Genomic DNA, 21,687 nt, shown 5'->3' with positions numbered 1-21,687 from the left:
GGAATGATCCTAGCGTCGCCGCAGCACCGAAATGTACCCGCGAGTAACAGGGTTGCCGATAAGTTATTGAATCCGCCAGAGCCGCGGCACTACGGCGCTTTGTCGCCTTTGCCTCCTGGCTGGGGCCGTTCCCCTTCCACAGCCTGTTGATCTGGGGAATTGCGGCGCGGACCGTCGGCCACCCTGCCGACGACCCGACTCGCGACCAGGAGCACCGCGAAGAGCACCACGCAGATCAGGAAGCCCGGCGACAGCGGGTCCGTGGCCGTGTCACCGAGCAGGACCAAGGCGACGGTCGCCGGAAGGCTTCCCAGCGCGGTGCCGAGGACGAAGACCGCGGATCCGATCCCGGTGAGCCCGAAACCGTAGTTGACCGCCGCGAAGGGGACGACGGGGAGCAGGCGCAACTGGACCACCGCGAGCAGGCCGTTGCGGTCGATGAGGCGGTCGAGCCGCGCGACGACGGTGGGCGGTAGGCGCGCAGCGATGGCGTCCGCGGCCAGCAGGCGGGCCAGTGCGAACTGCGCCGAGGCGGCGACGACGCCACCGGCGAGCGCCACCACCACGCCCAGCCACGCGGGGAAGAGGACTCCCGCCATCGCGTTCAGCAGCGGGCGCGGGACGAAGACCAGCGCGGCCGCGACATATCCGACGAGATACAGCAGCGGCGCGGCCGCGCCCGCCGCATCGATCCACTCCGTCAGTACGGCGAGATCCGGGTCATGCAGGCCGATCACGACGGCGGCCGCCAGGAAGGCCGCGAACGCCGCCGCGCGCACTCCGGGCCGGGTCGTCATCGCCGACGACCCGCGCTCGCCCATCCCTGATCGGACCATTGGTCCCCCAGTATCCCGGCCGCGCGGACCTGCGGTGACGGGGGTGACCGGGGTGAGAGGGGACGCCGCTGGGCGTTGTGGTCTCCGACGAAAGTCCCGTAGGACACACGCGCCCCACATGTCCGTTGTGTATTCTTCGCCTCGTGTTCGCGCAGACCGTGACAGTGCTACGGCGGCCCTTGGCCCGAGGGCTGCTGTCGGCGCTGCTGGTCTCCGTCGCACTGCTCTAGTCCACGTGCCACGCCGAGGCCGCGGTCGGCGCACCCTCCACGCAGGGCGCGCACGCCACCGCGGAGTCGGCCGAGTCCGCGGGTGCCCCCGCGGGCGACGGGCATGAGCACGCCGAAGGCCCCCATTGCGATGGCGGCGCGGCGCTGGGCGGGGACAACCGCATCGGCCCGTCCTCCGCACTCCTGTGGTTCGCCCTCGGCGCGGCGCTGATCCCGGCGGCCTGGGCGGTTCCTCCGCGGACCGGACCGCTCAACCGGTTCCTGCGGCGACGGCTACGCCCTCGAAGCGGAACCCGCCTCCTGCTCTCCCTCTGCGTCATCCGGGTCTAGTCCGGCGCTCTGCCCTCGACCGCGGGCCGTCGGCCCACGCGCCGTGCCGTGCCGTGCCGTGCCGTGACCCGTCCGACCCACCTCCCCCGCCCACCGCGCGCCGGACCCGGAAGGGAGCCGCCGGATGCGGTCCCAGCGCAGCTCCAGGCCGAGGTGGGGCGTTTCGATCTCGGCGACGTGCACCGAATATTCGCAGGTATCCGGTGCACCTCGCCGAGGTCGGCGCGGAGGGGGCGTCAGGAGGCGGCGATGGCCGGCCGGATCGTCGTGACGATGCGGTGCGGGAGGTCGGGGTCGAACTCGCCGGTGCGCAGGTAGGACTGGAGCAGGCTGCCCTGGAGCATGGTGGCGAGCATGTCGGTGTCGAGGTCGGCGCGCAGTTCGCCGCGTTCCCGGCCGCGGCGGAGTGCCGATTCGAGCAGGGCGTGGCGGGGTTCGATGCCGTGTTCGCGCATCATCGCGGTCAGCTCCGGGGTCTGGCGGCGTTCGGCCAGAACCGCGCTGATCATGTCGAAGCCGCCGTCGGGGCTGGTCATCGCCTCGTTGAGGATGCGCAGCAGGCCGACGAGGTCGTCGAAGGCCGAGCGGTCGTCGTCGGGGGGCGGAAGAAGCGGGGCGAACCGGGTGAGGGCGTAGTCGACGGCGGCCGTCACCAGTTCGAGCTTGGTCGGCCAGCGCCGGTAGATCGTGGGGCGGGTGACTCCGGCGTCGGCGGCGACGTCGGCGATGCTCATGCGCGCGTAGCCGTCCAGGGCGAGGCGGTGGCGGACGGCCTTCAGCACCGCCGCCTCGATCGCCGGGTCGCGCGGGCGGCCGCGGTCGCGGCTCGACGCCGCCTCGGTCGCGCCTCCGTGTCGGCCGGGGGCGTCGTCGCGCCCGGTCGCTGATCGGTCGTCGGGTCTCAGGGCTCCCCCTTCAGGTCGGGCGGAATCCGTCGGGCTCATTTTCTTTACTTTCCAGACTTGTAAACATATTCTCGACGTACATCATCGGCTCGCCCGCTCGCGTGCGTCCACCCCCAGGCTCGCCGCGCGCGGACCCGCCCGTCGAGAGGATGATCATGGCACTCGCACCGGACCCCGTCCTGGACTTCCCACTCGCCGACCCCCCGGACCCCACCGAGTTCATCGAAGCCGCCATGCGCTGGCACTTCAGCCCCCGCACCGGGTCCCCCTACTGGCTGCAACGGGCCAAGACGCTGGACTTCGACCCGATCCGCGACGTCCACACCTTCGACGACCTGCGGCTCTTCCCCAACGTCGTCGACGAGTTCCGCCACGTCCCCACCGGGGACCTGGTGCCCAAAGGCTACGAGGGCGCGGCCACGTTCGTCGGCGTCTTCGAGAGCGGCGGCACCACCGGCACCCCCAAGCGGCTCCCCTTCTTCGACGAATGGATGGCCCGCACCGAGGACTGGCAGGAGCTCCACATGGAGGCCCGCGGACACCCCCGCGGCGTCAACTGGCTGGGTGTCGTCCCCACCGGCCCGCACATGTTCGGGGAGTGGACACGACGCATGGCGCGGCGCCGCGGGGGCGTGCCGTACCTCGTCGACCTCGACCCGCGCTGGGTGAAGAAGTGCATCGCCGACGGCCGCCACGACGAGGCCGACCGCTACGCCGACCACCTCGTCGCCCAGGCCCGCGACGTGCTGGAAACCCAGTCCGTCGGCACCCTGATCACCACGCCCCCGCTGCTCGAACGGCTCGTCCGCGACGACCGCGTCGCCAAGCTCGTCAACGACCGGGTCCAGGTCGTCATGTGGGGCGGCGCCCACATGGACGCCGACACCCGCCACCTGCTGCGCACCGAAGTCCTGCCCGACGTCGACGTGTGGGGCAACTACGGCAGCACCATGATCCTGTCGGGGACCGTCGAGCGGGCCGGCCTCGCCGACGAGGACCTGTGCACGTTCGACACCTTCTCCCCGCACGTCACCTTCTCCGTCGTCGACCCCGGCACCGGGAAGCCGGTCGCCTACGGCGAGCGCGGGCAGGTCGTCATGAACCACGTCAGCCGGGCGATGCTGCTGCCCAACAACCTGGAGCGCGACACCGCCGTGCGCGTCGAGCCGCCCGCCGGCCACGTGGGGGACTCGGTCGCCGACGTCGCACCGGTCGCCGTCTTCGGCGACCAGCCCGTCATCGAGGGGGTGTACTGATGGCCGACCCGACCACCGAACCCGTCCAGCTCGACGCCCTGTCGCCCACCGGCCCCTACCGGGCGCGCAACCGGCTCACCGTCACCGACGTCGCCGGAACGCCCGTGGCCGAGCTCAGCCAGGTGCCGCGCCTGTACGTCAACCGGGCGATCGGCGCGCTGCGCGCGGCCCCTGCCCTCACCGCCGACGAGCGCGCTGCGGCGCTCGCCGAAGCCGGCCGTGCCTTCGCCACCGCCACCGTCGCGGGAACGACGGTCGAAGAGTACGAGCGCCTGGTCAGCCGGGTCTCCGGGATGCCGCTGCCGGGTGTGCGCGCCGCGACCCTGCGGACCGCCCAGGCCGCGGCCGAGGCCCACCGGTCGACGCGCTGCGCCCGCCCTGAGGCCGCGGTCGAGAACTGGCGCGACCCGCTCACCCGCCGGGGCCGGGCGCTGTGGACCCGCCGCGGCGACGTCTTCGCGGTCCTCGCCCCCGCCAACCACCCCGGGGTCCACTCGCTGTGGCTGGAGGCACTGGCGCTGGGGTACCGCGTCGCCGTGCGCCCCTCGCGCCGCGAGCCGTTCACGCCGCACCGCCTGGTGGCCGCCCTGCGCGAGACGGCCTTCGGAGCCGACGCGGTGGCCCTGCTGCCCACCGACCACACCGGCGCCGACGACATCGTCGCCGGGGCCGACCTGACCATGGTCTACGGCGGAGACGACGTCGTCGCGAAGTACGCCGCCGACCCGACCGTGCTGCCCCAAGGGCCGGGCCGATCGAAGATCCTGCTCAGCGGCGGCGACTGGCGCTCCCACCTCGACACCGTCGTCGACTCGGTCGCCCTGCACGGCGGGACCGGCTGCATCAACACCACCGCCGTGTTCGTCGACGGCGACCCGGCGCCGGTCGCCGAGGCGCTGGCCGAGCGGCTCGCCTCGATCCCGAGCCGACGCCCGGAGTCCGCGGACGCCGCACTGCCGGTACAGCCCGCGGAGACCGCCGCGAACATCGAGAAGTACCTGTTCGACCGGGCGGCGGGTGCCCGGGCGGTGCTCGGCGGGGACGGTGTCGCCGACGACCTCGGCGACGGCAGCGCCGTGCTCCGCCCCGCGGTCTTCCAGGTGGACCGCCCCGACGCCCCGCAGCTCGCCGTGGAACTCGGCTTCCCGTGCGTGTGGGTGGCCCCGTGGTCGCCCTCCGACGGTGTCGCGCCGCTGCGGAACACCCTGGTGCTCACGGCCATCGGGGCACCCGAGGAGCTGGTCGACCGGCTGGTCGAGGAGCCGACCATCAGCAACGTCTACCTGGGCGACCACCCCACCCACTGGCTCGAACCGGGCATCCCGCACGACCGCTACCTCGCGGAGTTCCTGATGCGCACCAAGGCCGTCATCCGCGGCTGAACCCGACCTCCCTCCCCGGGCCTGGGCACCTCGCTCCTCAGAGCGCAGGCGCCCAGGCCCCTCGGGGTTCACGGAACGCGCGGAAGGCGGCGCGGATGTCGGCGGTGAAGAGGGCGGGTTCCTCCATCGCGCCGAAGTGGCCGCCGCGGTCGAACTCGGTCCACCGGACGATGTTGTGGTTCCGCTCGGCGAGCCTGCGGATCGGCAGGGCGATGTCGTGCGGGAACACCCCGACCGCGGTCGGCACCGGCGAGTCCGGTTCCGGCTCGCCCCAGGTGTCCATGCCCTCCTTGTAGTACCGGGCCGATGATCCGGCGGTTCCGGTGAGCCAGTAGAGCATGACGTTGGTCAGCAGCGCGTCGCGGTCGACGGCGTCCTCGGGTACGTTCGTCGCGCCGGTCCAGTCCTTGAACCCGTCGGCGATCCAGGCCAGCTGGGCGACCGGCGAATCGGTGAGCCCGTAGGAGACCAGCTGCGGCTTGGTGCCCTGGATCCCCGCGTACCCGCCGAGCTCGTACTCGTAGCGGTAGGCCTTCTCGACGCTGCGCCGCTCCGCCTCGACCGACATGTCGGCGTCCTCAGGTGCCGGACTGGCGGAGAAGACCGAGGTGAGGTGGATCGCGGCCAGGTGGTCGGCGTCGATCAGCCCCAGTTCGCGCGAGACCAGCGCACCGAAGTCGCCGCCGTGGGCGACGTAGCGGGTGTAGCCGAGGCGGCGCATCAGCTCGGCCCACACCTCGGCCACCCGCCGCACCGTCCACCCCGTCTCGCGGGTCGGACCGGACAGGGTGAAGCCCGGCGGCGACGGCACCACCACGTGGAACGCGTCCGCCGGGTCGCCGCCGTGGGAGCGGGGGTCGGCCAGCGGGCCGATCACATCCAGGAACTCCACGATCGAGCTCGGCCAGCCGTGCGTGAGCACGATCGGCACCGCGTCCGGCTCGGGCGATCGGACATGGACGAAGTGCACGCCGTGCCCGTCGATCTCGGTGGTGAACTGCGGGAGTTCGTTGAGCTTGCGCTCCTGTTCCCGCCAGTCGTAGCGGGTGCGCCAGTACTCCGCCAGCTCCCTGAGGTACCCGACCGGGATCCCGTGGTCCCAGCCGATGCCGGGCGGCTCCTCGGGCCAGCGGGTGTGCTCCAACCGCCGTGCGAGGTCGTCGAGGTCCGCCTGCGGGATGTCGATCCGGAACGGGGTGATCGGGTTCTCCCTGGATTCCATGGCCCTGACCCTAGAAACGATTGCGGACACTTGATGTCCGTGATCGGCCACCTTTTCCACTGGACGCGGAGAATGGCCGGCCGGTACGGTCGCGTGGCTGTACGGCACGTGCCCGGACCTGCATCGCCACCCGCCCATTCCCCGATCCCCCGACCTGTGGAGTACGCCCCCCATGACCCGACACCTCCTGCACGCGACACCGCTCCGCCTGGGCGGTGTCCTCACGGCCGGGCTGCTGCTGGCCACCGGATGCGGCCTGGTCGGGGACAGGGACCGCCCGGGTCCCGACGAGGACGGCGAGGAGACGCCGAACGCGGCGCCGGAGTACTCCGATGGCCCGTTCGTCCGCGAGGGGACGTTCGGCAACTTCCAGGAGCGCGAGGCCTCCTTCGAGGTCGACGCGGTGGAGCGGTACGAGGACCGCACGGTGCTCCGGTTCACCACGATGTCTCTCAACGACAGCGGCAGTACTGGCACCGAGTTCTACTCCGGCGGGATCCTGGGCCGCAGCCCGAGCAACGTCTGGCTGGTCGACCCGGTGGGGCAACGGCTCTACTACCCCGCACACGACGACGGCGACCTCATCGGCTCGGAGCTGCCGGGCTCGGTCGTCGGCGGCGCCGCATACAAGATGGAGGCGCACTACCCGCGGCTGCCCGACGGCGTCGAGCGCATCACCGTCATCACGCCCGGCACGACCGGGCCGTTCACCGGCATCCCGGTCACCGACGCCGACGGCCCGCGCGAGGTACCCACCGAGGAGCCGCCGAGCTACCGGCGCGTCGAAGAGGGCGACACCGTCGTGGTACCGGTGAACGATGGCGAGGTGTCCGACGGCTACGGCTGGAACCTCTACGGCATCACCGAGGGCACCGCCGTGCAGAAGGACACCTCGGCGACCGAGGAGCAGGTCGCGCTCAACGCCGACGTGCTCTTCGAGTTCGACAAGGCCGACCTGGCCGACGACGCCGAGGACGTCCTCAAGCAGGTCGCGGCCGAGACCCGCGAGCGCGCCGACCCCGAGAAGCCGCCGATCACCATCGTCGGGCACACCGACGGCAAGGGCGACGACGACTACAACCGGAAGCTGTCGGAGGAGCGCGCCGAGACCGTCCACGAGTTCCTCAAGGACGAGCTCGGCTCCGACTACGAGTACGAAACCGAGGGCCGCGGCAGCTCCGAGCCGATCGCCGAGGAGGGCGGGCGCGACGACGAGAAGGCCCGCGCCCGCAACCGCCGCGTGGAGATCTCCTACAAGATCAAGGAGACCCGCGTGACCACCGAGCTCACCGAGACCGACGAGAAGTCCGAAGACCGGGCGCAGGGGACCGTCGCCCCGCCCGCGCCCTTCCGCGAGGAGGCGGGCGGCGAGGTCGTCGGCACCGGCACGGCGTCGACCCGCCGCGTCTCCTACAAGCTGGAGGTGCTGCCGTTCTTCCGCGACGGCGCCTACCTGGTGGCCAACCTGCGGATCACCAACACCTCCGACACCCAGTTCAACGTCGTGACGGACGCGCACTTCAGAAACGGTGACTACCAGGGGTCGCGGTTCGCCGGCTTCAGCGCCGTGGATCCGGAGACCGGGGTCGTCTACCGGGCCGTGCGCATCGGCGAGGAGGGCAAGCGCGACGACCGGCACTACGTGGAGGCGGCCGGTTTCCCCTGGCTGAAGGACCCGGACGGCACCAACGACCTGTCCCTGTACCTGCCGGCCCCGCCGCCCGGGGTGAGTTCGGTGACCTTCGACGCGGGGCCGTTCGGGGAGTTCGAGGACGTGCCGATCGAATAGGGCCGGCACCGGCCGGGGCGGAAAAACTTCCAAGAGTTCGCCGGGACCGGCCGACCTGCGTGAACACCCCGCTACCCGGACGATTCGACCGCGGAAATGTGATCGGCGCGATACCGCCTCGTTATTCGTTATGTAGGATGCGGCGCGTGCGGGTAATGACGACGTCACTCACGCGATACGGCCGACTGGCCGTGGTGCTGCTGTGCGCCGTCGTGTTCCACATGCTCTGCTCCGCCGGGCACCCCGCGGCGGCCGTGGAGATGGCCTCCGCCGACGCGCCGCCGTCGGCCACGGGGTCGGCGTCGGTATCGGGCGTGGGCGCATCGCCGTCCGAGGGGTCCAACGGCGCCCTCGCCGCGCCGTCGACATTCGTCGCCAACATGGGGCCGGCCCTCGATGCCATGACGTTCGGCGCACACCAGGCCGGGGAGGCCCATGAGTGCGTCGGCGCCACGGACGGCAACGCGGACCAGCGCGGCTCGACCCCGAACCCGCTGTCACTGCTGCTCGCCGTCGGCCTCGCCGTTCTCGTCGTGGTGTGGGCGCCTTCGGCCCCGGTCCGGCCGTTCCTCGCACGCGGTGAACGACGCACGCGGCGGCGGCGTGCCGCGCATCTTCTCCTGGCCCTCTGTACCTGGCGGGTCTAGATGACCGGCGAGCCGTGTGTGCTCGCCCCACTCGACGGGCTGACGGGCCTCGGTGCCCGTCGCCGAGCCCTCCTCCACTGCTCCCCGGGTGAGTGACCCGGGCCACGGGACGGCGCCGGACTTCCGGTTTCCCGGCGCGTCCCCACCGTGCGGGAAAAGGTCGTACTCCCTGTCCCGCACACCCTTCTCCTCCATGCGCCGTGCCCCGAGCGCACGGCCATGGACGTCGACGTGTCCCGTCACCGACACGCTGAGTCGAAAGAGACCCAGGCACCCATGAGTACTCACACCCTTGGCGCGGCCATGCCCGCGACCAGCCCCGGCCGCCTCCTCACCCTGCCGCCGACCCTGCCGCAGCACACCCCCGCCGGGGTCGTCGGCAACACCCCCATGCTGTGGATCGGCGAACCGTTCTGCGACACCCGGCAGGGCTTCTGGGCCAAGCTGGAGGGGCACAACCCCGGCGGCATCAAGGACAGGACCGCCCTCTACATGGTCGAGCGGGCGCGCGAGCGCGGACGGCTCGCGCCCGGCGCCGCGATCGTCGAATCGACCAGCGGCACGCTGGGCCTCGGGCTCGCTCTGGCCGGGATCACCCACGGCCACCCGGTCCGCCTGGTCACCGACCCCGGGATGGAACCGCTGATGGCGCGGCTGCTGGCCGCCCACGGCGCGGAGGTCCACACCGTCACCGAACCGCACCCGACCGGGGGCTGGCAGCAGGCACGGCGCGACCGGGTGGCCGAGCTGCTCGCCGACGACCCCGCGGCGTTCTGCCCCGACCAGTACAACAACCCCGACAACGTCGCCGCCTACGGACCACTCGCCCACGAGCTGATCGCCCAGGTGGGGCGGATCGACGTGCTCGTCGTCGCGGTCGGCACCGGCGGGCACTCCGCCGGGGTCGCGCGCGTCCTCCGCACGTTCTGCCCGCACCTGCGGGTCATCGGCGTCGACACCACCGGCTCGACCATCTTCGGCCAGCCCGCCGGGACCCGCATCATGCGCGGGCTCGGCAGCAGCATCCACCCGCGCAACGTCGACTACGGCGCCTTCGACGAGGTGCACTGGGTCGACCCGGCCCAGGCGGTCGCCACCTGCAGGGTCCTGGCCTCGTCCCACTACGCGACCGGCGGATGGAGCGTCGGCGCCGTCGCCACGGTGGCCCGCTGGCTGTCGCGCACCCGCCCCGCCACCGAACGCATCGTCGCGGTCTTCCCCGACGGGCCGCACCGATACTTCGACACCGTCTTCAACGACGACTACTGCGGTGAGCACGGCGTGCTCGGTCGCGCGCCGCTCGACGAACCCGACGAGATCGGCGACACCCGGGACCGGACGGTGACCCGGTGGACGCGCTGCGCCCGGGTCGTGGACCCGCGCGCGTTCGCGGCCTCCGCCGAGGAGGCGCGGCGGTGATCACCACCTGGCGGAGGTTCCTCGGTTTCGACGGCAGTGTGCGGCTGCTGATGATCAACCAGCTCACCATCAACACGTCCTTCTACATGCTCATGCCGTACCTCGCCTTCCACCTCACCGACAGCGTGGGCATGGCGGTGTGGGCGGTCGGTCTCGTGCTGGGCGTGCGCAACCTCGCCCAGCAGGGGATGTTCCTCGTCGGGGGCAGCATCGCCGACCGGCTCGGCTACAAGCCGGCGATCCTGGCCGGCTGCGCGCTGCGGACGGTGGGGTTCGCCGCGCTCGGGTTCGCCGACTCGCTGCCCGTGCTGCTCCTGGCCTCGGCCGCGACCGGCTTCGCCGGCGCGCTGTTCAACCCGGCTGTGCGCGCCTACCTCGCCGCCGACGCCGGACCGCGGCGGGTGGAGGCGTTCGCGCTGTTCAACGTCTTCTACCAGACCGGCATCCTCATCGGCCCGCTCATCGGCATGGCCCTGATCGCGGTCGACTTCCGGGCCGTGGCGGGTGTCGCCGCCGCGCTGTTCCTCGCGCTGACGGTGCTGCAGGCCCGCGCGCTGCCCGCGCGGCACGCGGAGGTGTCCGAGGACCGGCGCGCCGGGGTGATCGGGGTGCTGGGCGACTGGCGGGTGGTCCTGGCCAACCGCGGCTTCGTGGTGTTCACCGTCGCCATGGCCGGTTCGTACGTGCTGAACTTCCAGATCTACCTGGCGCTGCCGCTCACGGTGCAGGACGCCGTTGCGGCGACGGGCGCGGGCGCAGGCGGGGGCAGTGGTGGCGGCCCCGGCTTCGATGTCGGCAGCGTCGCGGTGGCCGCACTGTTCGCGGTGTCGGCGCTGGTCGCGATCGCCGGGCAGGTCCGCATCACCGACTGGGCCAAACGCCGGTGGGACGCCGCCCAGGCGCTGCCGCGCGGGTTGGCGGTGATGGCGGCGGCGTTCCTGCCCATGCTGGCCGTCCCTCCCATCGGGGAGGCGGTGCGCGCGGCGGGGCTGGCGCCCCTGCCCGCCGTGGCACTGGTGGTGGCGCCCGCGCTCCTCACCGCGGCGCTCCTCGGGCTGGGCGGTGTGCTCGTGTACCCCTTCGAGATGGACACGGTCGTCCGGCTGTCCGGGGAGCGGCTGGTCGCCACGCACTACGGCCTGTACAACACGGTCTCCGGCCTGGCGATCACCGGGGGCAACCTGGCGGTCGGCGCGATGCTGGGGTTCGGTGCGCCGATCGCCGCCACCGTGCCCTGGCTCGCCCTGGCGGCCCTGGGCGCCGTGGGCGCGCTGGGGCTGGTACTGATCGGCCGATCAGGCGGTCTGTCCGCACCCGCCGCGGCGGCGGAGGGTGCGGCCGGGGTACGGGGCCGGGGCTGACCGTGGTCGACGGCTCCGGAGTCCGCCCCCCCGGGCGCCGGAGCCGTCCCCTACCTCCGTTGATCTCGGAGATATCGGGGTGAAAATCGCTCGCGAAACCCCACTATCTCCGAGATCAACGGAGGGGCAGGGGTCAGGGCGCCGCAGTGGTGGCGACGTAGACGGTGTTGGCGGCCTCCCGGCCCTGGAGGGGGTTGGGGAAGGTGACGACCTCGGCGCGCGCCGCAGCGAAGGCGTCGGCGAGTGCGGCCGTGAACTCCTCGTCCGGCGGGTCGTTCGACCAGAGGGTGAAGACTCCGCCCGGGTGCAGGAGTTCCGTCAGGCGCCGGAGTCCCGCCGGTTCGTAGAAGGGCGCGTGGCTCGGGTGCAGAACGTGCCGCGGCGAGTGGTCGATGTCGACGACGACGGCGTGGAAGCGGCGCCCCGGCTCCTGCGGGTCGAGCCCCGGGTCGCCGGCGGCCATGGCGAAGAAGTCGCCGTGGACCAGGCGGCAGCGCGGGTCGGCGTTGAGTGTGGCTCCGGCGGGGATCAGCTCGCGCTCGTGCCAGTCGATCACCTCGCCTAGCGCGTCGATGACCACCAGGGAGCGGACGCCGGGGTCCTCCAGCACGGTTTCGGCCGTGAAACCGAGGCCGAGACCGCCGACGGCGACGTCGAGGCCGTCCCGCCCCGCCAGCTCCGCGAGCGCGAGCCGCGCCACCTCGATCTCCGCCACCGTGAACAGGCTGGACATGAGGTATTCGTCGTCGAGTTTGATCTCGTAGGCGTCCGTGCGGAAGACCGGGTCCCACCGTCGGCGCAGGCTGATGACGCCCATCGGTGTCGGACGCCGGTCGAGTTCCTCGAAGCGTGCGCTCAACAGGACCTTCCGTTCTGGTGGCTCCGGCGAAGAGGCATCCGCCGGGCATCATGCTACGTGCCGGGTCCGGTGCGGCGCTCTGCTCGCGGTTCGCCGGGCTCCGGCCGCTCAGGCGGCTCAGGCGGCTCCGTCGGCCGGGTGGCGCTTGAAGCCCTGGAGCCGTTCGGCGGTCAGGGGGCGGGAGACGTCGCCGAGCCGGTCCCACAGCACCTCGAAGTGGCGCAGGTCCTCCTCGTCGGCGACGAGGCGGACGCCGGCCAGGCCGTAGACCGAGCCCAGACTGGGGCGGCCCTCGAAGTCCATGATGCGGAAGCTGCCGCTCAGGCCGGGGTGGTCCACCGTGTCCATGGGGACGTAGCGCAGGTCCACCACCGCGGCGTCGATCAGGTCGCACAGGGTGTCGAGCTGTGCCGCGTGGACACCCGGGCCGCCGACGGACAGCGACAGCACCGGCTCGTCGATGATGACCGCGAGCTCGGGGCCGGCCGGGCCGGTCAGGACCTCGCGGGCGCGCCGCTGCTCCTCGATCCACTCGGCCACGCTGACGGGATCGCGGCCGACGGTGAGCGGCGGCCGGTGGGCGCGCGCGTAGTCGAAGTCCCGCAGGTAGATGGGGACGCTCAGGACCTCCCACTCCCGGATCCGCGAAGCGTGCACCTCCAGCGTCCGCAGGTCGGTGTAGGTCTGCGGGAAGGCCTCGTACTGCAGGGCGGCCGCCCACGCCCGACTGAGTCGGCGGCCCGTGCCCAGGGCGTCGTCGATGTCGGCGACGACGGTCCGGGACAGCCGCCGCCGGGCGCGCTCGGCGGCGTCGAGCAGCTGAGGTGAGGCGCCGGTGTCGGCGGCGAGGCGCTCGATCGACGCGCCGGCGCCGGTGCGGGCCTCGCGCAGCTCGGCCGCGAACGGGAGCCAGAGGGCGGACGGTCGCGGTATCCCCATGGGAACCTCCCTCTCGCCGACTCCGCCCCTACTGGACGGAGAGGAGCGCGGGGACCGCGCGCGTCCGCCCGCGCCGGGGCGGGGACGGCGCCGCGGGTCCCGCTGTTTGCAGCGTATCGAGCGGCGTCAGCCGTCGACCGGGCGCGGTGGGGCGTTCGGAGGTGCCGTGCGGGGGCGTGGGACGGGGCACCGGGGGTGGGGGCGGCACCAAGGGAGGCGAATCGTCCACATCCGGCCACGTTCCGACGCGCCCGACGGCGGTGCGGCACCGAGGCGCGGTCCTAGGATGATCCAATGGACGAATTGCGCGGCAGACAGGCCACGTGGCGGTTCGACGGGGAGACCGTCTTCATCCGGTACGCGACCGGGTGGCGCGTCCATCCGCTGCTGAAGGAACTCGCCCAGGTGGACGTCCCGGTGGCGGCCATCGCCGCGGTGGAGTTCACTCCGGGCAGCGGCCGCGGCAAGAAGTGGCAGATCCGGCTCCGGCTGCGCGACCGGGCCGACCCGTTCGCGGCCGTGGGCGCGATGCTCACCGAGGACGGCCAGCCGTTCCTGCTGGCGGGCGACGCCAAGAACCACCTGGTCGCCGAGTACTACGCCGACCAGCTCGCCTTCTCCGTCGACGCCATGCGGGAGCGGGAGCAGGACGGCGGCTCCGCGGCGTGCCCGAACCCGGAGAAAGTCGCGCTCGGCCTGGTCCCACCGCCGCCGCTGCACATCCAGACCACCGAGGGAACGGCTTCCTTCGACGGCACGTCGCTGCGCCTGGGCTGGTCGGACGGGAGCGCGGCCAAGCGCAAGCTGCAGCGGCGGGAGTTCGAACTGGGGAGCATCCGGCGGGTGGAGACGACACCGTCGGACGGGTGGAACTACGGCTTCCTGCGGGTGGTGCCGCGCGACGCGAGCGACGACTCGACCGGCAAGCCGGAGAAGAACCTGTGCTGCCTGCTCAACGACGGCAAGCGGGAGGAGGCGCTGTCGCTGCTGATGGCGGCGACCGTGACCGCCCACCTGTGGGCCGCGCGCGGCGGCGAGGAGGCCCCGGCGTTGGACGCGGGGGCGAACACGGGGGCGGCCGTGACCGCGGGGGCGGCGGTTGCCGAGATCGCGTCCGGCCTGGCACGGGCCGTCCGGCCGGACGGCGGGACGGACACCGACGCCCAGGTCATCTACGACCGCATCCGCGAGCTGGGCCGCCTGCACGCCGAGGGCCTGCTGACCGACGAGGAGTTCGGGGCCAAGAAGGCCGAGCTTCTGGAACGGCTGTGAGGGCCGTCCGCGGCTGAGGCGGAGGGCCGGGGCCGGTGGCTCAGCGCCGCGGCGTGAACCGGACGAAGGGGAGCTCGCGCCCCACGGCACGGAAGTCGGCGTCGCTCCCGTCGACCTCGAAGCCCGTGGCGCGGCACAGGCCGCGCGCGATGCGGGGGTGCCGCGCCGCGTAGCGGGCCATCGCCTCCTCGCCCTCGTCGGCCGACATGGGCGTCGCCGTCGCGGCCCGGGCCCGGGTTCCGACCTGGACGGTGACGGCCGGGTCCTTGAGGATGTTGCGGTACCAGTCGGACCGCTTGCCAAAGCCCGAGCTGCAGATGATCTCGCCGGAGCGGATGTCGTCGTGGTTGACGACCTCCAGGACGACCTGCCGCCGGCGCCCGGAGTTGCGGCCGGTGTGGGTGAGCAGCACCATCCGGGTGCCGAAGACCCAGCCCAGCCGCGCCCGGAACAGGTGGATGGGCAGCCGCACCAGCCACCGCTTGACGCCGGCCGGCGGAGTCGGCGGTTCGATGACTCTCATGGCCGGATTCTCCCACGCGGCCCACTCCGAGCAGGGACGACAGACGGTGGGCCGCCACTCGCGTCGTTGAAGACGGAAAAATTCGCATTTGGACTTCTTGTCGCGATAAGTCCGCACACGTACGCTCACCGAGACCCCACAGGGTCATCCGCAGTCGAGGCTCTTTCTCATCCCCCAAGGAGACACGAATGCTGCGAAGATCCTCGGTGTGCGCGCTGATCGCCGCCGCCATCACCTCCCTCGCCCTCGTCGGCGGAGCGTCCAGCGCCACCGCCGCCGCCTCCCCCACCGCAGCCCAGGCCGACCAGGTCCAGGCGCAGCGGACCACGACGCTCTACTACGACGACAGCCAGGCTGCGGAGTTCCGCGGCGCCGTCGCGGCCGGCGCCCAGGCGTGGAACGACAGCGTCGACAACGTCACCCTGGTGCGCGCCCGGCCGGGCCAGCGCGCGGAGATCCGGGTCTTCGCCAGCAACGGGTGGCCGCGTGCCGTCCTCGGGCCGGTCCGCCCCGGCGGATCCGTGTGGATCGAGATGGGCCGCCAGGCGGTGAACCAGGGCCACGACCCGGTCCGGATCGCCGCGCACGAGTTCGGCCACAGCCTGGGCCTCCCTGACAGGAAGCCGGGTCCCTGCTCCTCGCTGATGTCCGGCTCGACCGGCGGCGTGAACTGCAAGAACGCCACGCCCAACGCGGTCGAACGCGCGCGCGTCGAGGCCAACTACGGCCGGGGAACGGCCGGACAGGCCCCCGCCGCCGGGGTCATCGTCGTCGACGGACCCTGACGGCGGCCGCCCGCCCCGGGCGGTCCGGGTCGACCGATCCTCCCGGAGGGCGCGGGCCGATGACCCCCCGCGTCCCTGCGTCCCTCCGGGATCACGCGCGGCGGGCGCCGGCCACCGGCGCCCGCCGCGCCCCCCGGCCACCGCGCGTCCGAACGGGTCGCACCGGGCGAATGTCAGTGGCGTGTGTCACAGTGGGCTCTAGCGATTCTTTTGGGAGCCCGTCATGGCATTTCTCCTGGTCATAGGTACACGAAAAGGCCTGTTCACCGCGCGCAGCGAGGACCGGAGGCACTGGGAGGTCGACGGTCCGCACCGGCTCGACCCCGAGGACTACGCGAACATGATGGGGGTCTACGCCGTCGGCATCGACCCGCACACGCGGCGCATCCTGGCCGGGTCGGAGAGCTCGCATTTCGGCCCCAGCGTGTGGTTCAGCGACGATCTGGGGGCGACCTGGAGCGAGCCCGGGGAGCCGCCCATCGCCTTCCCTCCGGACTCCGACACCTCCTTCGCCCGCGTCTGGCAGTTCGCCTTCGACGACGAGCCCGGCGTCGTGTACGCGGGGGTCGAGCCGCACGGCCTGTTCCGCTCCACCGACGGCGGTGAGAGCTACGAGATCGTGCGCGCGCTGTGGGACCACCCGCACCGCACCGACTGGTGGCCGGGGGCCGGGGGCGCCGCCATCCACACCGTGCTCCCCCGCCGCGCGACCGCCGACGGCAAGGACCCGCACGCCGTCACCGTGGGCATGTCCACCGGCGGTGTCTACCGGACACTCGACGACGGCGCGTCCTGGACGCCGGTGAACAAGGGCATCGGCGCGGTGTTCCTGCCCGAGGACTCGCCCGAGTACGGCCAGTGCGTGCACAAGCTGGCCGTCGCCGCCGACGGCACCTTCTACCTGCAGAACCACCACGGCGTCTACCGCACCGCGGATCCGGCCGCGGGATGGACGTCCATCGCCGACGGCCTGCCCTCCGACTTCGGGTTCGCCCTGGTGACCCACCCGCGCCTCCCCGGCACCGTGCTGAACTTCCCGGTGATCAGCCAGGAGGTGCACCTGCCGCCCGACTACCGGCTGCGGGTGTACCGGACCGACGACGGCGGCGGGAGCTGGCGCTCGGTGAGCCGGGGGCTGCCCGCGGAGCCCTACTACAGCATCGTGCTGCGCGACGCCGCGTGCACCGACGGCGCCGACGTACCCGGCTTCTACTTCGGCACCCGGGCGGGGGACGTGTACGCCGCCACCGACGAGAGCGAGGAGTGGCGCCCGGTCACCTCGCACCTGCCCGACGTCCTGTGCGTACGCGCGGTGGAGGTGTAGGGGCCATGGGCGCGACCGTCTTCCTGCCCCAGGCGCTGCGGACCGACTCGGGCGGGGTGGCCAAGGTCGACATCCCGCTGGGCGACGGCGGCACGATGCCGCTGGGCGGCGTCCTCGACGAACTGGCGACCCGCCATCCGCGGCTGGCCCGGCGGATCCGCGACGAACAGGGCCGCCTGCGGCGCTACGTGAACGTGTTCGTCGACTCCGACGAGTGCCGGACGCTGTCGGGCCTGGACACCCCGGTCACCGAGGGCACCGAGGTTCGGGTGCTGCCGTCCGTCGCCGGGGGCTGACCCGGCGGAGCCGGAAGCCCGACCTGTCCCGCGCGTTCTCGGCCGGTTCCGGCCAGGACCCCCTGTTGCGGTGGCGCTGGACCGCACCTGGCGCCAGAATCGCCACAATCCGGGAACCAAGGGAACCACAGCGGCCACTCGCATGGTCGGATTCCCGTGCGCGCCCCTGACGGTCAGCGGTGCGCCCGGCGGCCGGACGGCCATGAGGACGAAGGAGTGGGTAGTGGGACTGTTCGACGCGATCCGGGGCGAACTCGTCGACATCATCGAGTGGCTGGACGACAGCCGCGACACCATCGTCTGGCGCTTTCCGCGCCACGACAACGAGATCAAGATGGGCGCCCAGCTCATCGTGCGCGAGTCGCAGGTCGCGGTCTTCGTCAACGAGGGGCGGCTGGCCGACGTCTACCCGCCGGGCACCTACACGCTGCACACGCAGAACATGCCGGTGCTGTCGACGCTCAAGGGCTGGAAGTACGGCTTCGAGTCGCCCTTCAAGGCCGAGGTGTACTTCGTCAACACCCGGCTGTTCACGGACATGAAGTGGGGGACGCAGAACCCCGTCATGCTCCGCGACCCGGAGTTCGGCCCGGTGCGGGTGCGCGCGTTCGGCGGCTACGCCGTGCGTGTCCTGGACCCTGCGCGGCTGATCGGCGAGCTGGCCGGGACCGACCCGCAGTTCCGCACCGAGGAGGTCGAGGAGTACCTGCGGCAGATGATCGTGGGCCGCCTGGCCGGGGCCCTGGCCACGGCCACCGCCGACGTGCCGGTGCTGGAGCTGGCGGCGAAGCAGCACGAGATCGGTGAGCGGCTGGCCGAGCTGCTCAGCGTCGACCTCGCCGACGTCGGCCTGGAGATCCCGCGGTTCATCGTCGAGAACATCTCCCTGCCGAAGGAGGTGGAGGAGGCCCTCGACAAGCGCTCGCAGATGGGCATCCTGGGCGACCTCGGGGAGTACACGCGGTTCCAGGCGGCCAACGCGCTGGAGGACGCCGCGCAGAACCCGGGCGGCGGTGCGAGCGAGGGCATGGGGCTCGGTATGGGGATCGCGGCCGGTCAGCAGATGGCCTCGGCACTCGGCGGGGGCGCCCCGCAGGCTCCGGCGCCCCAGCACGGCGGCCCGCAGCACCCGGGCCACCCCGCCCCGTACCAGGGCCAGCAGCCCGCACAGCCCGCACAGCCCGCGCACCCGGCTCCGGCGCCCCAGCACGGCGGCCCCGCGGCTCCACCGCCCCTGCCCCCGCAGGAGCAGTGGTACATCGGCGCCAACGGGCAGCAGCTCGGCCCGTTCGGCCCGGCCGACCTGAGCGCGCAGGTCGGCAGCGGCGCCCTGCGGCCCGACACGCTGGTGTGGAAGACCGGGATGCAGCAGTGGGTGCCCGCCGGCCAGCTGCCGGAGCTGGCCCGGCTCTTCGGCCCCACCCCGCCCCCGCTGCCCCCCTCCCACTGACCTTCCCCCGCGCCCCGTCCCCTCCCCACAGCGAAGAGCTCCATGACCGACAACACCGCCGTTCCCCCTGCCTCATCGCCGTACTCGGCCCCCTGCCAGGGCTGCGGTGCGCGGCTCGAATTCGCACCGGGCACGCGCCACCTGCAGTGCCCCTACTGCGGCGGGCAGCAGGCCATCGCCGCACCGCGGCGCAAGGTGCGCGAGCACTCCTACGACGAGCTGATGGCCAAGCAGCGCCGACCGGCCGCGGAGCTCGCCCCGCAGCGGTTCCTCTGCCAGGGGTGCGGGGCGCACACCCAGGGCGACGTGCTCGCGCGCGGCTGCCAGTTCTGCGCCGCGCCCCTGGTCGCCGACACCTCGCAGGACCTGCAGGTCGAGCCCGAAGCGGTGCTGCCGTTCGCGGTCGACCGCGACGGCGCCCGCGACGCGCTGCGGTCCTGGGTCAAGACCCGCTGGTTCGCCCCGAACCGGCTGAAGAAGGTGTCCGAGGCCGAGACCATGCGGAGCACCTACCTGCCGCACTGGACGTTCGACACCCGGACGGTCTCGGACTACAAGGGCAAGCGCGGGGAGTACTACTACGTCACCGAGACCTACACGGTCACCGTCGACGGCAAGCAGGAGGAGCGCACCCGCAAGGTGCGCAAGACCCGCTGGTACCCGGCGAAGGGCACGGTGCGGCGGGACTTCGACGACGTCCTCGTCCCCGCCACCACCCAGGTCGACAACGCCCGCCTCGACGCCCTGGAGCCGTGGCCGCTGAAGAAGCAGGCCGTGGCCTACCGGCCGGAGTACCTCGCCGGCCACCAGGCGCTGCGCTACGACGTCGAGCCCGAGGACGGGCTGACCGAGGCCAAGGCGCGGATGGCCCCGGTGATCGAGAAGGACTGCTGCAACGACATCGGCGGCGACGAGCAGCAGGTCACGTCGGTCGACACGACCTACTCCGACATCACCTACAAGCTGATGCTGCTGCCGGTGTGGATGGGCTGCTACCTGTACAAGGGCAAGAACTGGCAGGTCCTCATCAACGGGTGCAGCGGCGAGGTGCAGGGCGAGCGCCCCTACAGCGGCACGAAGATCCTCTTCGCCCTCCTCGTGGCGGCCGCCGTCATCGCGCTGATCTGGTGGATGGCACAGGGGGACGGCACCCCGCCGCCCCAGTAGCCCCCCTCAGCGACCGTCCCGCCCCGCAGCCGGCGGGGCGGCCACCAGCCGCCGGGCGGCCTCGACCACGGCCGCTCGGCGTTCGTCGGCCCCGCGGCCGGGGGTGTCCCGGTCGGCGAGCGCCCGCAGCTCATGCGGCGCCATCAGCCACGCCGAGGTCAGCGCGCACAACATCGACAGCAGGTCGTAGGGGTCCCACGCCGGGTCGACAAGGCCGCGCTCCTGGGCCCGGCGCACCGTTGCGATCTTGGTCCGGTAGGCCTCGACCCGCGGGTGCCCCTCGGCCAGGTGCTCGCGCGGCCCCTCCAGCCAGGCCCACGCCATGACCCGCTGGCGCCGCGGGTCGGCGTGGAGGTGGTCGAACAGCCGACCGGCGTAGTCGGGCAGGTCCTCGCCGATCGGCACCGCCTCGACGATCTGCGCCACTCCGGCCGAGATCACCTCGCCGAACAGCTCCTCCTTGGTGCCGAAGTAGGCGTAGAGGCGCTCCTTGCTGGCCTTCGCCGTCTCGGCGATGCGGTTGATACGGGCACCGGCCACGCCGTGCACGGTGAACTCCTCGGCCGCGGCGGCGAGGATACGTGCGCGTGTCGCCTCTCCCTGTGCTCGCATGCGACCAGTATCGCAAACCAGATGGTTTGACCGGCCGGAGCGAGCGGGCGTAGTGTCCATTTCACGAACCAACTGGTTCGGTGGGTGCGCCGCGCGCCGCTCCACCCTGCTCCGCGCGGCACCCGCGATCCAGCATGGGCATCACGCAGCACACGATCGAGGAGCCAGCGTGACCATCGACGACACCGCCACCACCACCGCGGCCGCCTCCGGAACGTTCACCATCGGCGGCGACCTCCCCGTCACCCGCCTCGGCTACGGCGCCATGCAGCTCACCGGCGAGGGCGTCTGGGGCGAGCCCGCCGACCGCGCCGAGGCCGTCCGCGTGCTGCGGCGCGCGGTCGAGCTCGGCGTGAACTTCATCGACACCGCCGACTCCTACGGCCCCGCCGTCAGCGAGCAGATCATCCGCGAAGCCCTCCACCCGTACGCCGACGACCTCGTCATCGCCACCAAGGGAGGGCTGACCAGGTGCGGCCCCGGCGACTGGCGCCCGGTCGGCCGCCCCGCCTACCTGCGCCAGCAGACCGAGATGAGCCTGCGCCACCTCGGCCTGGAGCGCATCGACCTCTACCAGCTGCACCGCATCGACCCCGAGGTGCCGCTCGCCGACCAGGTGGGCGAGCTGGCCCAGCTCAAGCAGGAGGGCAAGATCCGGCACATCGGCCTGTCCGAGGTGTCGGTGGCGGAGCTGGAGGCGGCGCGGAAGATCACCGAGATCGCCTCGGTGCAGAACCTGTACAACCTCGCCGAGCGCAAGGCCGAGGATCTGCTCGACCACGCCGAGCGCGAGGGCATCGCGTTCATCCCGTGGTTCCCGATCGCCACCGGCGAACTGGCCAAACCCGGCGGCCCGCTGGACCGTATCGCCCGGGAGACGGGGGCGGCCCCGGCCCAGCTCGCGCTGGCCTGGCTGCTGCGCCGCTCCCCGGTGATGCTGCCGATCCCGGGCACGTCCAAGGTGGCCCACGTCGAGGAGAACATCGCCGCCGCCGGTGTCGAGCTGAGCGACGCGCAGTTCGAGGCGCTGGCCGCGGCCGTCGGCACGCGCTGAACGGACGGCCGGCGGGTCCGCGGACCCGC

The 21,687-nt window shown here is 72.5% G+C and carries 20 protein-coding genes; 13 read left to right on the top strand and 7 right to left on the bottom strand.

All coding sequences use genetic code 11. The features are described from left to right. Positions 1-89 precede the first annotated feature (89 nt). Together HNR23_RS24455 and HNR23_RS24450 are read right to left on the bottom strand one after the other, a co-directional pair. Positions 90-836 carry a TVP38/TMEM64 family protein gene (locus HNR23_RS24455; protein ID WP_246421850.1) on the bottom strand — a complete coding sequence of 249 codons (747 nt, stop codon included), beginning with the start codon at positions 834-836 and terminating at the stop codon, positions 90-92. 796 nt (positions 837-1,632) lie between these two features. Further along, on the bottom strand, positions 1,633-2,340 hold the full coding sequence (locus HNR23_RS24450) for a TetR/AcrR family transcriptional regulator (RefSeq protein WP_184079128.1): 708 nt from the start codon (positions 2,338-2,340) through the stop codon (positions 1,633-1,635). Positions 2,341-2,456: 116 nt separating this feature from the next. On the opposite strand from HNR23_RS24450, the gene HNR23_RS24445 reads away from it, so the two are divergent. Both HNR23_RS24445 and HNR23_RS24440 read left to right on the top strand, forming a co-directional pair. Next, complete coding sequence (locus tag HNR23_RS24445; RefSeq protein WP_246421849.1) at positions 2,457-3,557, top strand: AMP-binding protein; 1,101 nt, start codon at positions 2,457-2,459, stop codon at positions 3,555-3,557. Continuing rightward, positions 3,557-4,939 carry an aldehyde dehydrogenase family protein gene (locus HNR23_RS24440; protein ID WP_184079124.1) on the top strand — a complete coding sequence of 461 codons (1,383 nt, stop codon included), beginning with the start codon at positions 3,557-3,559 and terminating at the stop codon, positions 4,937-4,939. The genes HNR23_RS24445 and HNR23_RS24440 overlap by 1 nt, the downstream gene beginning before the upstream one ends. 37 nt (positions 4,940-4,976) lie before the next feature. Here HNR23_RS24440 and HNR23_RS24435 read toward each other — a convergent pair whose 3' ends face one another. Then, complete coding sequence (locus tag HNR23_RS24435; protein ID WP_184079122.1) at positions 4,977-6,161, bottom strand: epoxide hydrolase family protein; 1,185 nt, start codon at positions 6,159-6,161, stop codon at positions 4,977-4,979. A gap of 172 nt (positions 6,162-6,333) precedes the next feature. On the opposite strand from HNR23_RS24435, the gene HNR23_RS24430 reads away from it, so the two are divergent. The 4 genes from HNR23_RS24430 (at position 6,334) to HNR23_RS24415 (ending at position 11,377) form a co-directional block, all read left to right on the top strand. After that, positions 6,334-7,950 carry an OmpA family protein gene (locus HNR23_RS24430; protein ID WP_184079120.1) on the top strand — a complete coding sequence of 539 codons (1,617 nt, stop codon included), beginning with the start codon at positions 6,334-6,336 and terminating at the stop codon, positions 7,948-7,950. Positions 7,951-8,105: 155 nt separating this feature from the next. After that, entirely contained in the window at positions 8,106-8,597 is a 492-nt protein-coding gene (locus HNR23_RS24425; protein WP_184079118.1) for a hypothetical protein, read from the top strand. 276 nt (positions 8,598-8,873) lie between these two features. After that, positions 8,874-10,016: a PLP-dependent cysteine synthase family protein gene (locus HNR23_RS24420; protein ID WP_281381897.1), complete on the top strand. Its 1,143-nt coding sequence runs from the start codon at positions 8,874-8,876 to the stop codon at positions 10,014-10,016. Beyond that, positions 10,013-11,377 (top strand): MFS transporter, encoded by a 1,365-nt coding sequence (locus HNR23_RS24415; RefSeq protein WP_184079116.1) that lies wholly within the window; start codon positions 10,013-10,015, stop codon positions 11,375-11,377. The genes HNR23_RS24420 and HNR23_RS24415 overlap by 4 nt, the downstream gene beginning before the upstream one ends. A 133-nt stretch (positions 11,378-11,510) precedes the next feature. Here the strand turns inward: HNR23_RS24415 and HNR23_RS24410 are convergent, their stop codons facing one another. Beyond that, positions 11,511-12,236 (bottom strand): spermidine synthase family protein, encoded by a 726-nt coding sequence (locus HNR23_RS24410; RefSeq protein WP_184079114.1) that lies wholly within the window; start codon positions 12,234-12,236, stop codon positions 11,511-11,513. A 117-nt stretch (positions 12,237-12,353) separates the two neighbouring features. Further along, on the bottom strand, positions 12,354-13,175 hold the full coding sequence (locus HNR23_RS24405; protein ID WP_184079112.1) for a helix-turn-helix domain-containing protein: 822 nt from the start codon (positions 13,173-13,175) through the stop codon (positions 12,354-12,356). Between the two features lie 294 nt (positions 13,176-13,469). On the opposite strand from HNR23_RS24405, the gene HNR23_RS24400 reads away from it, so the two are divergent. Then, a complete protein-coding gene (locus HNR23_RS24400; RefSeq protein WP_184079110.1) occupies positions 13,470-14,447 on the top strand; it encodes a DUF4429 domain-containing protein in 978 nt (325 codons plus the stop codon). Positions 14,448-14,487: 40 nt separating this feature from the next. On the opposite strand, the gene HNR23_RS24395 is transcribed toward HNR23_RS24400, so the two are convergent. Next, a complete protein-coding gene (locus HNR23_RS24395; protein ID WP_184079108.1) occupies positions 14,488-14,970 on the bottom strand; it encodes a nitroreductase family deazaflavin-dependent oxidoreductase in 483 nt (160 codons plus the stop codon). A gap of 188 nt (positions 14,971-15,158) precedes the next feature. On the opposite strand from HNR23_RS24395, the gene HNR23_RS24390 reads away from it, so the two are divergent. The 5 genes from HNR23_RS24390 (at position 15,159) to HNR23_RS24370 (ending at position 19,992) form a co-directional block, all read left to right on the top strand. Beyond that, the gene (locus tag HNR23_RS24390; RefSeq protein ID WP_184079106.1) at positions 15,159-15,755 is read left to right on the top strand and encodes a snapalysin family zinc-dependent metalloprotease; all 597 of its coding nucleotides are present in this window, start codon (positions 15,159-15,161) and stop codon (positions 15,753-15,755) included. A 223-nt stretch (positions 15,756-15,978) separates the two neighbouring features. After that, positions 15,979-17,079, top strand: a complete 1,101-nt coding sequence (locus HNR23_RS24385; RefSeq protein WP_184079104.1) for a WD40/YVTN/BNR-like repeat-containing protein — start codon at positions 15,979-15,981, stop codon at positions 17,077-17,079. A gap of 5 nt (positions 17,080-17,084) precedes the next feature. Then, a complete protein-coding gene (locus tag HNR23_RS24380) occupies positions 17,085-17,375 on the top strand; it encodes a MoaD/ThiS family protein (protein ID WP_184079102.1) in 291 nt (96 codons plus the stop codon). Between the two features lie 223 nt (positions 17,376-17,598). Beyond that, positions 17,599-18,825 carry an SPFH domain-containing protein gene (locus HNR23_RS24375; RefSeq protein WP_184079100.1) on the top strand — a complete coding sequence of 409 codons (1,227 nt, stop codon included), beginning with the start codon at positions 17,599-17,601 and terminating at the stop codon, positions 18,823-18,825. A 42-nt stretch (positions 18,826-18,867) separates the two neighbouring features. Continuing rightward, positions 18,868-19,992: a hypothetical protein gene (locus HNR23_RS24370; RefSeq protein WP_184079098.1), complete on the top strand. Its 1,125-nt coding sequence runs from the start codon at positions 18,868-18,870 to the stop codon at positions 19,990-19,992. A 6-nt stretch (positions 19,993-19,998) separates the two neighbouring features. On the opposite strand, the gene HNR23_RS24365 is transcribed toward HNR23_RS24370, so the two are convergent. Next, positions 19,999-20,604 carry a TetR family transcriptional regulator gene (locus tag HNR23_RS24365; RefSeq protein ID WP_184079096.1) on the bottom strand — a complete coding sequence of 202 codons (606 nt, stop codon included), beginning with the start codon at positions 20,602-20,604 and terminating at the stop codon, positions 19,999-20,001. A gap of 169 nt (positions 20,605-20,773) precedes the next feature. On the opposite strand from HNR23_RS24365, the gene HNR23_RS24360 reads away from it, so the two are divergent. Then, on the top strand, positions 20,774-21,658 hold the full coding sequence (locus tag HNR23_RS24360; RefSeq protein WP_184079094.1) for an oxidoreductase: 885 nt from the start codon (positions 20,774-20,776) through the stop codon (positions 21,656-21,658). Positions 21,659-21,687 lie beyond the last annotated feature (29 nt).

The sequence above is a fragment of the Nocardiopsis mwathae genome (assembly GCF_014201195.1).
Classification (GTDB): Bacteria; Actinomycetota; Actinomycetes; order Streptosporangiales; family Streptosporangiaceae; genus Nocardiopsis_C; species Nocardiopsis_C mwathae.
The sequence above is the reverse complement of the archived record's forward strand: the minus strand, read 5'-3'. Positions and strand labels throughout refer to the sequence as shown.

Coding starts and splice junctions, on each gene's coding strand:
- HNR23_RS24455 (WP_246421850.1), bottom strand. CDS start 836: ATGGTCCGATCAGGGATGGGCGAGCGCGGGTCGTCGGCGATGACGACC.
- HNR23_RS24450 (WP_184079128.1), bottom strand. CDS start 2,340: ATGAGCCCGACGGATTCCGCCCGACCTGAAGGGGGAGCCCTGAGACCC.
- HNR23_RS24445 (WP_246421849.1), top strand. CDS start 2,457: ATGGCACTCGCACCGGACCCCGTCCTGGACTTCCCACTCGCCGACCCC.
- HNR23_RS24440 (WP_184079124.1), top strand. CDS start 3,557: ATGGCCGACCCGACCACCGAACCCGTCCAGCTCGACGCCCTGTCGCCC.
- HNR23_RS24435 (WP_184079122.1), bottom strand. CDS start 6,161: ATGGAATCCAGGGAGAACCCGATCACCCCGTTCCGGATCGACATCCCG.
- HNR23_RS24430 (WP_184079120.1), top strand. CDS start 6,334: ATGACCCGACACCTCCTGCACGCGACACCGCTCCGCCTGGGCGGTGTC.
- HNR23_RS24425 (WP_184079118.1), top strand. CDS start 8,106: ATGACGACGTCACTCACGCGATACGGCCGACTGGCCGTGGTGCTGCTG.
- HNR23_RS24420 (WP_281381897.1), top strand. CDS start 8,874: ATGAGTACTCACACCCTTGGCGCGGCCATGCCCGCGACCAGCCCCGGC.
- HNR23_RS24405 (WP_184079112.1), bottom strand. CDS start 13,175: ATGGGGATACCGCGACCGTCCGCCCTCTGGCTCCCGTTCGCGGCCGAG.
- HNR23_RS24400 (WP_184079110.1), top strand. CDS start 13,470: ATGGACGAATTGCGCGGCAGACAGGCCACGTGGCGGTTCGACGGGGAG.
- HNR23_RS24395 (WP_184079108.1), bottom strand. CDS start 14,970: ATGAGAGTCATCGAACCGCCGACTCCGCCGGCCGGCGTCAAGCGGTGG.
- HNR23_RS24390 (WP_184079106.1), top strand. CDS start 15,159: ATGCTGCGAAGATCCTCGGTGTGCGCGCTGATCGCCGCCGCCATCACC.
- HNR23_RS24385 (WP_184079104.1), top strand. CDS start 15,979: ATGGCATTTCTCCTGGTCATAGGTACACGAAAAGGCCTGTTCACCGCG.
- HNR23_RS24380 (WP_184079102.1), top strand. CDS start 17,085: ATGGGCGCGACCGTCTTCCTGCCCCAGGCGCTGCGGACCGACTCGGGC.
- HNR23_RS24370 (WP_184079098.1), top strand. CDS start 18,868: ATGACCGACAACACCGCCGTTCCCCCTGCCTCATCGCCGTACTCGGCC.
- HNR23_RS24365 (WP_184079096.1), bottom strand. CDS start 20,604: ATGCGAGCACAGGGAGAGGCGACACGCGCACGTATCCTCGCCGCCGCG.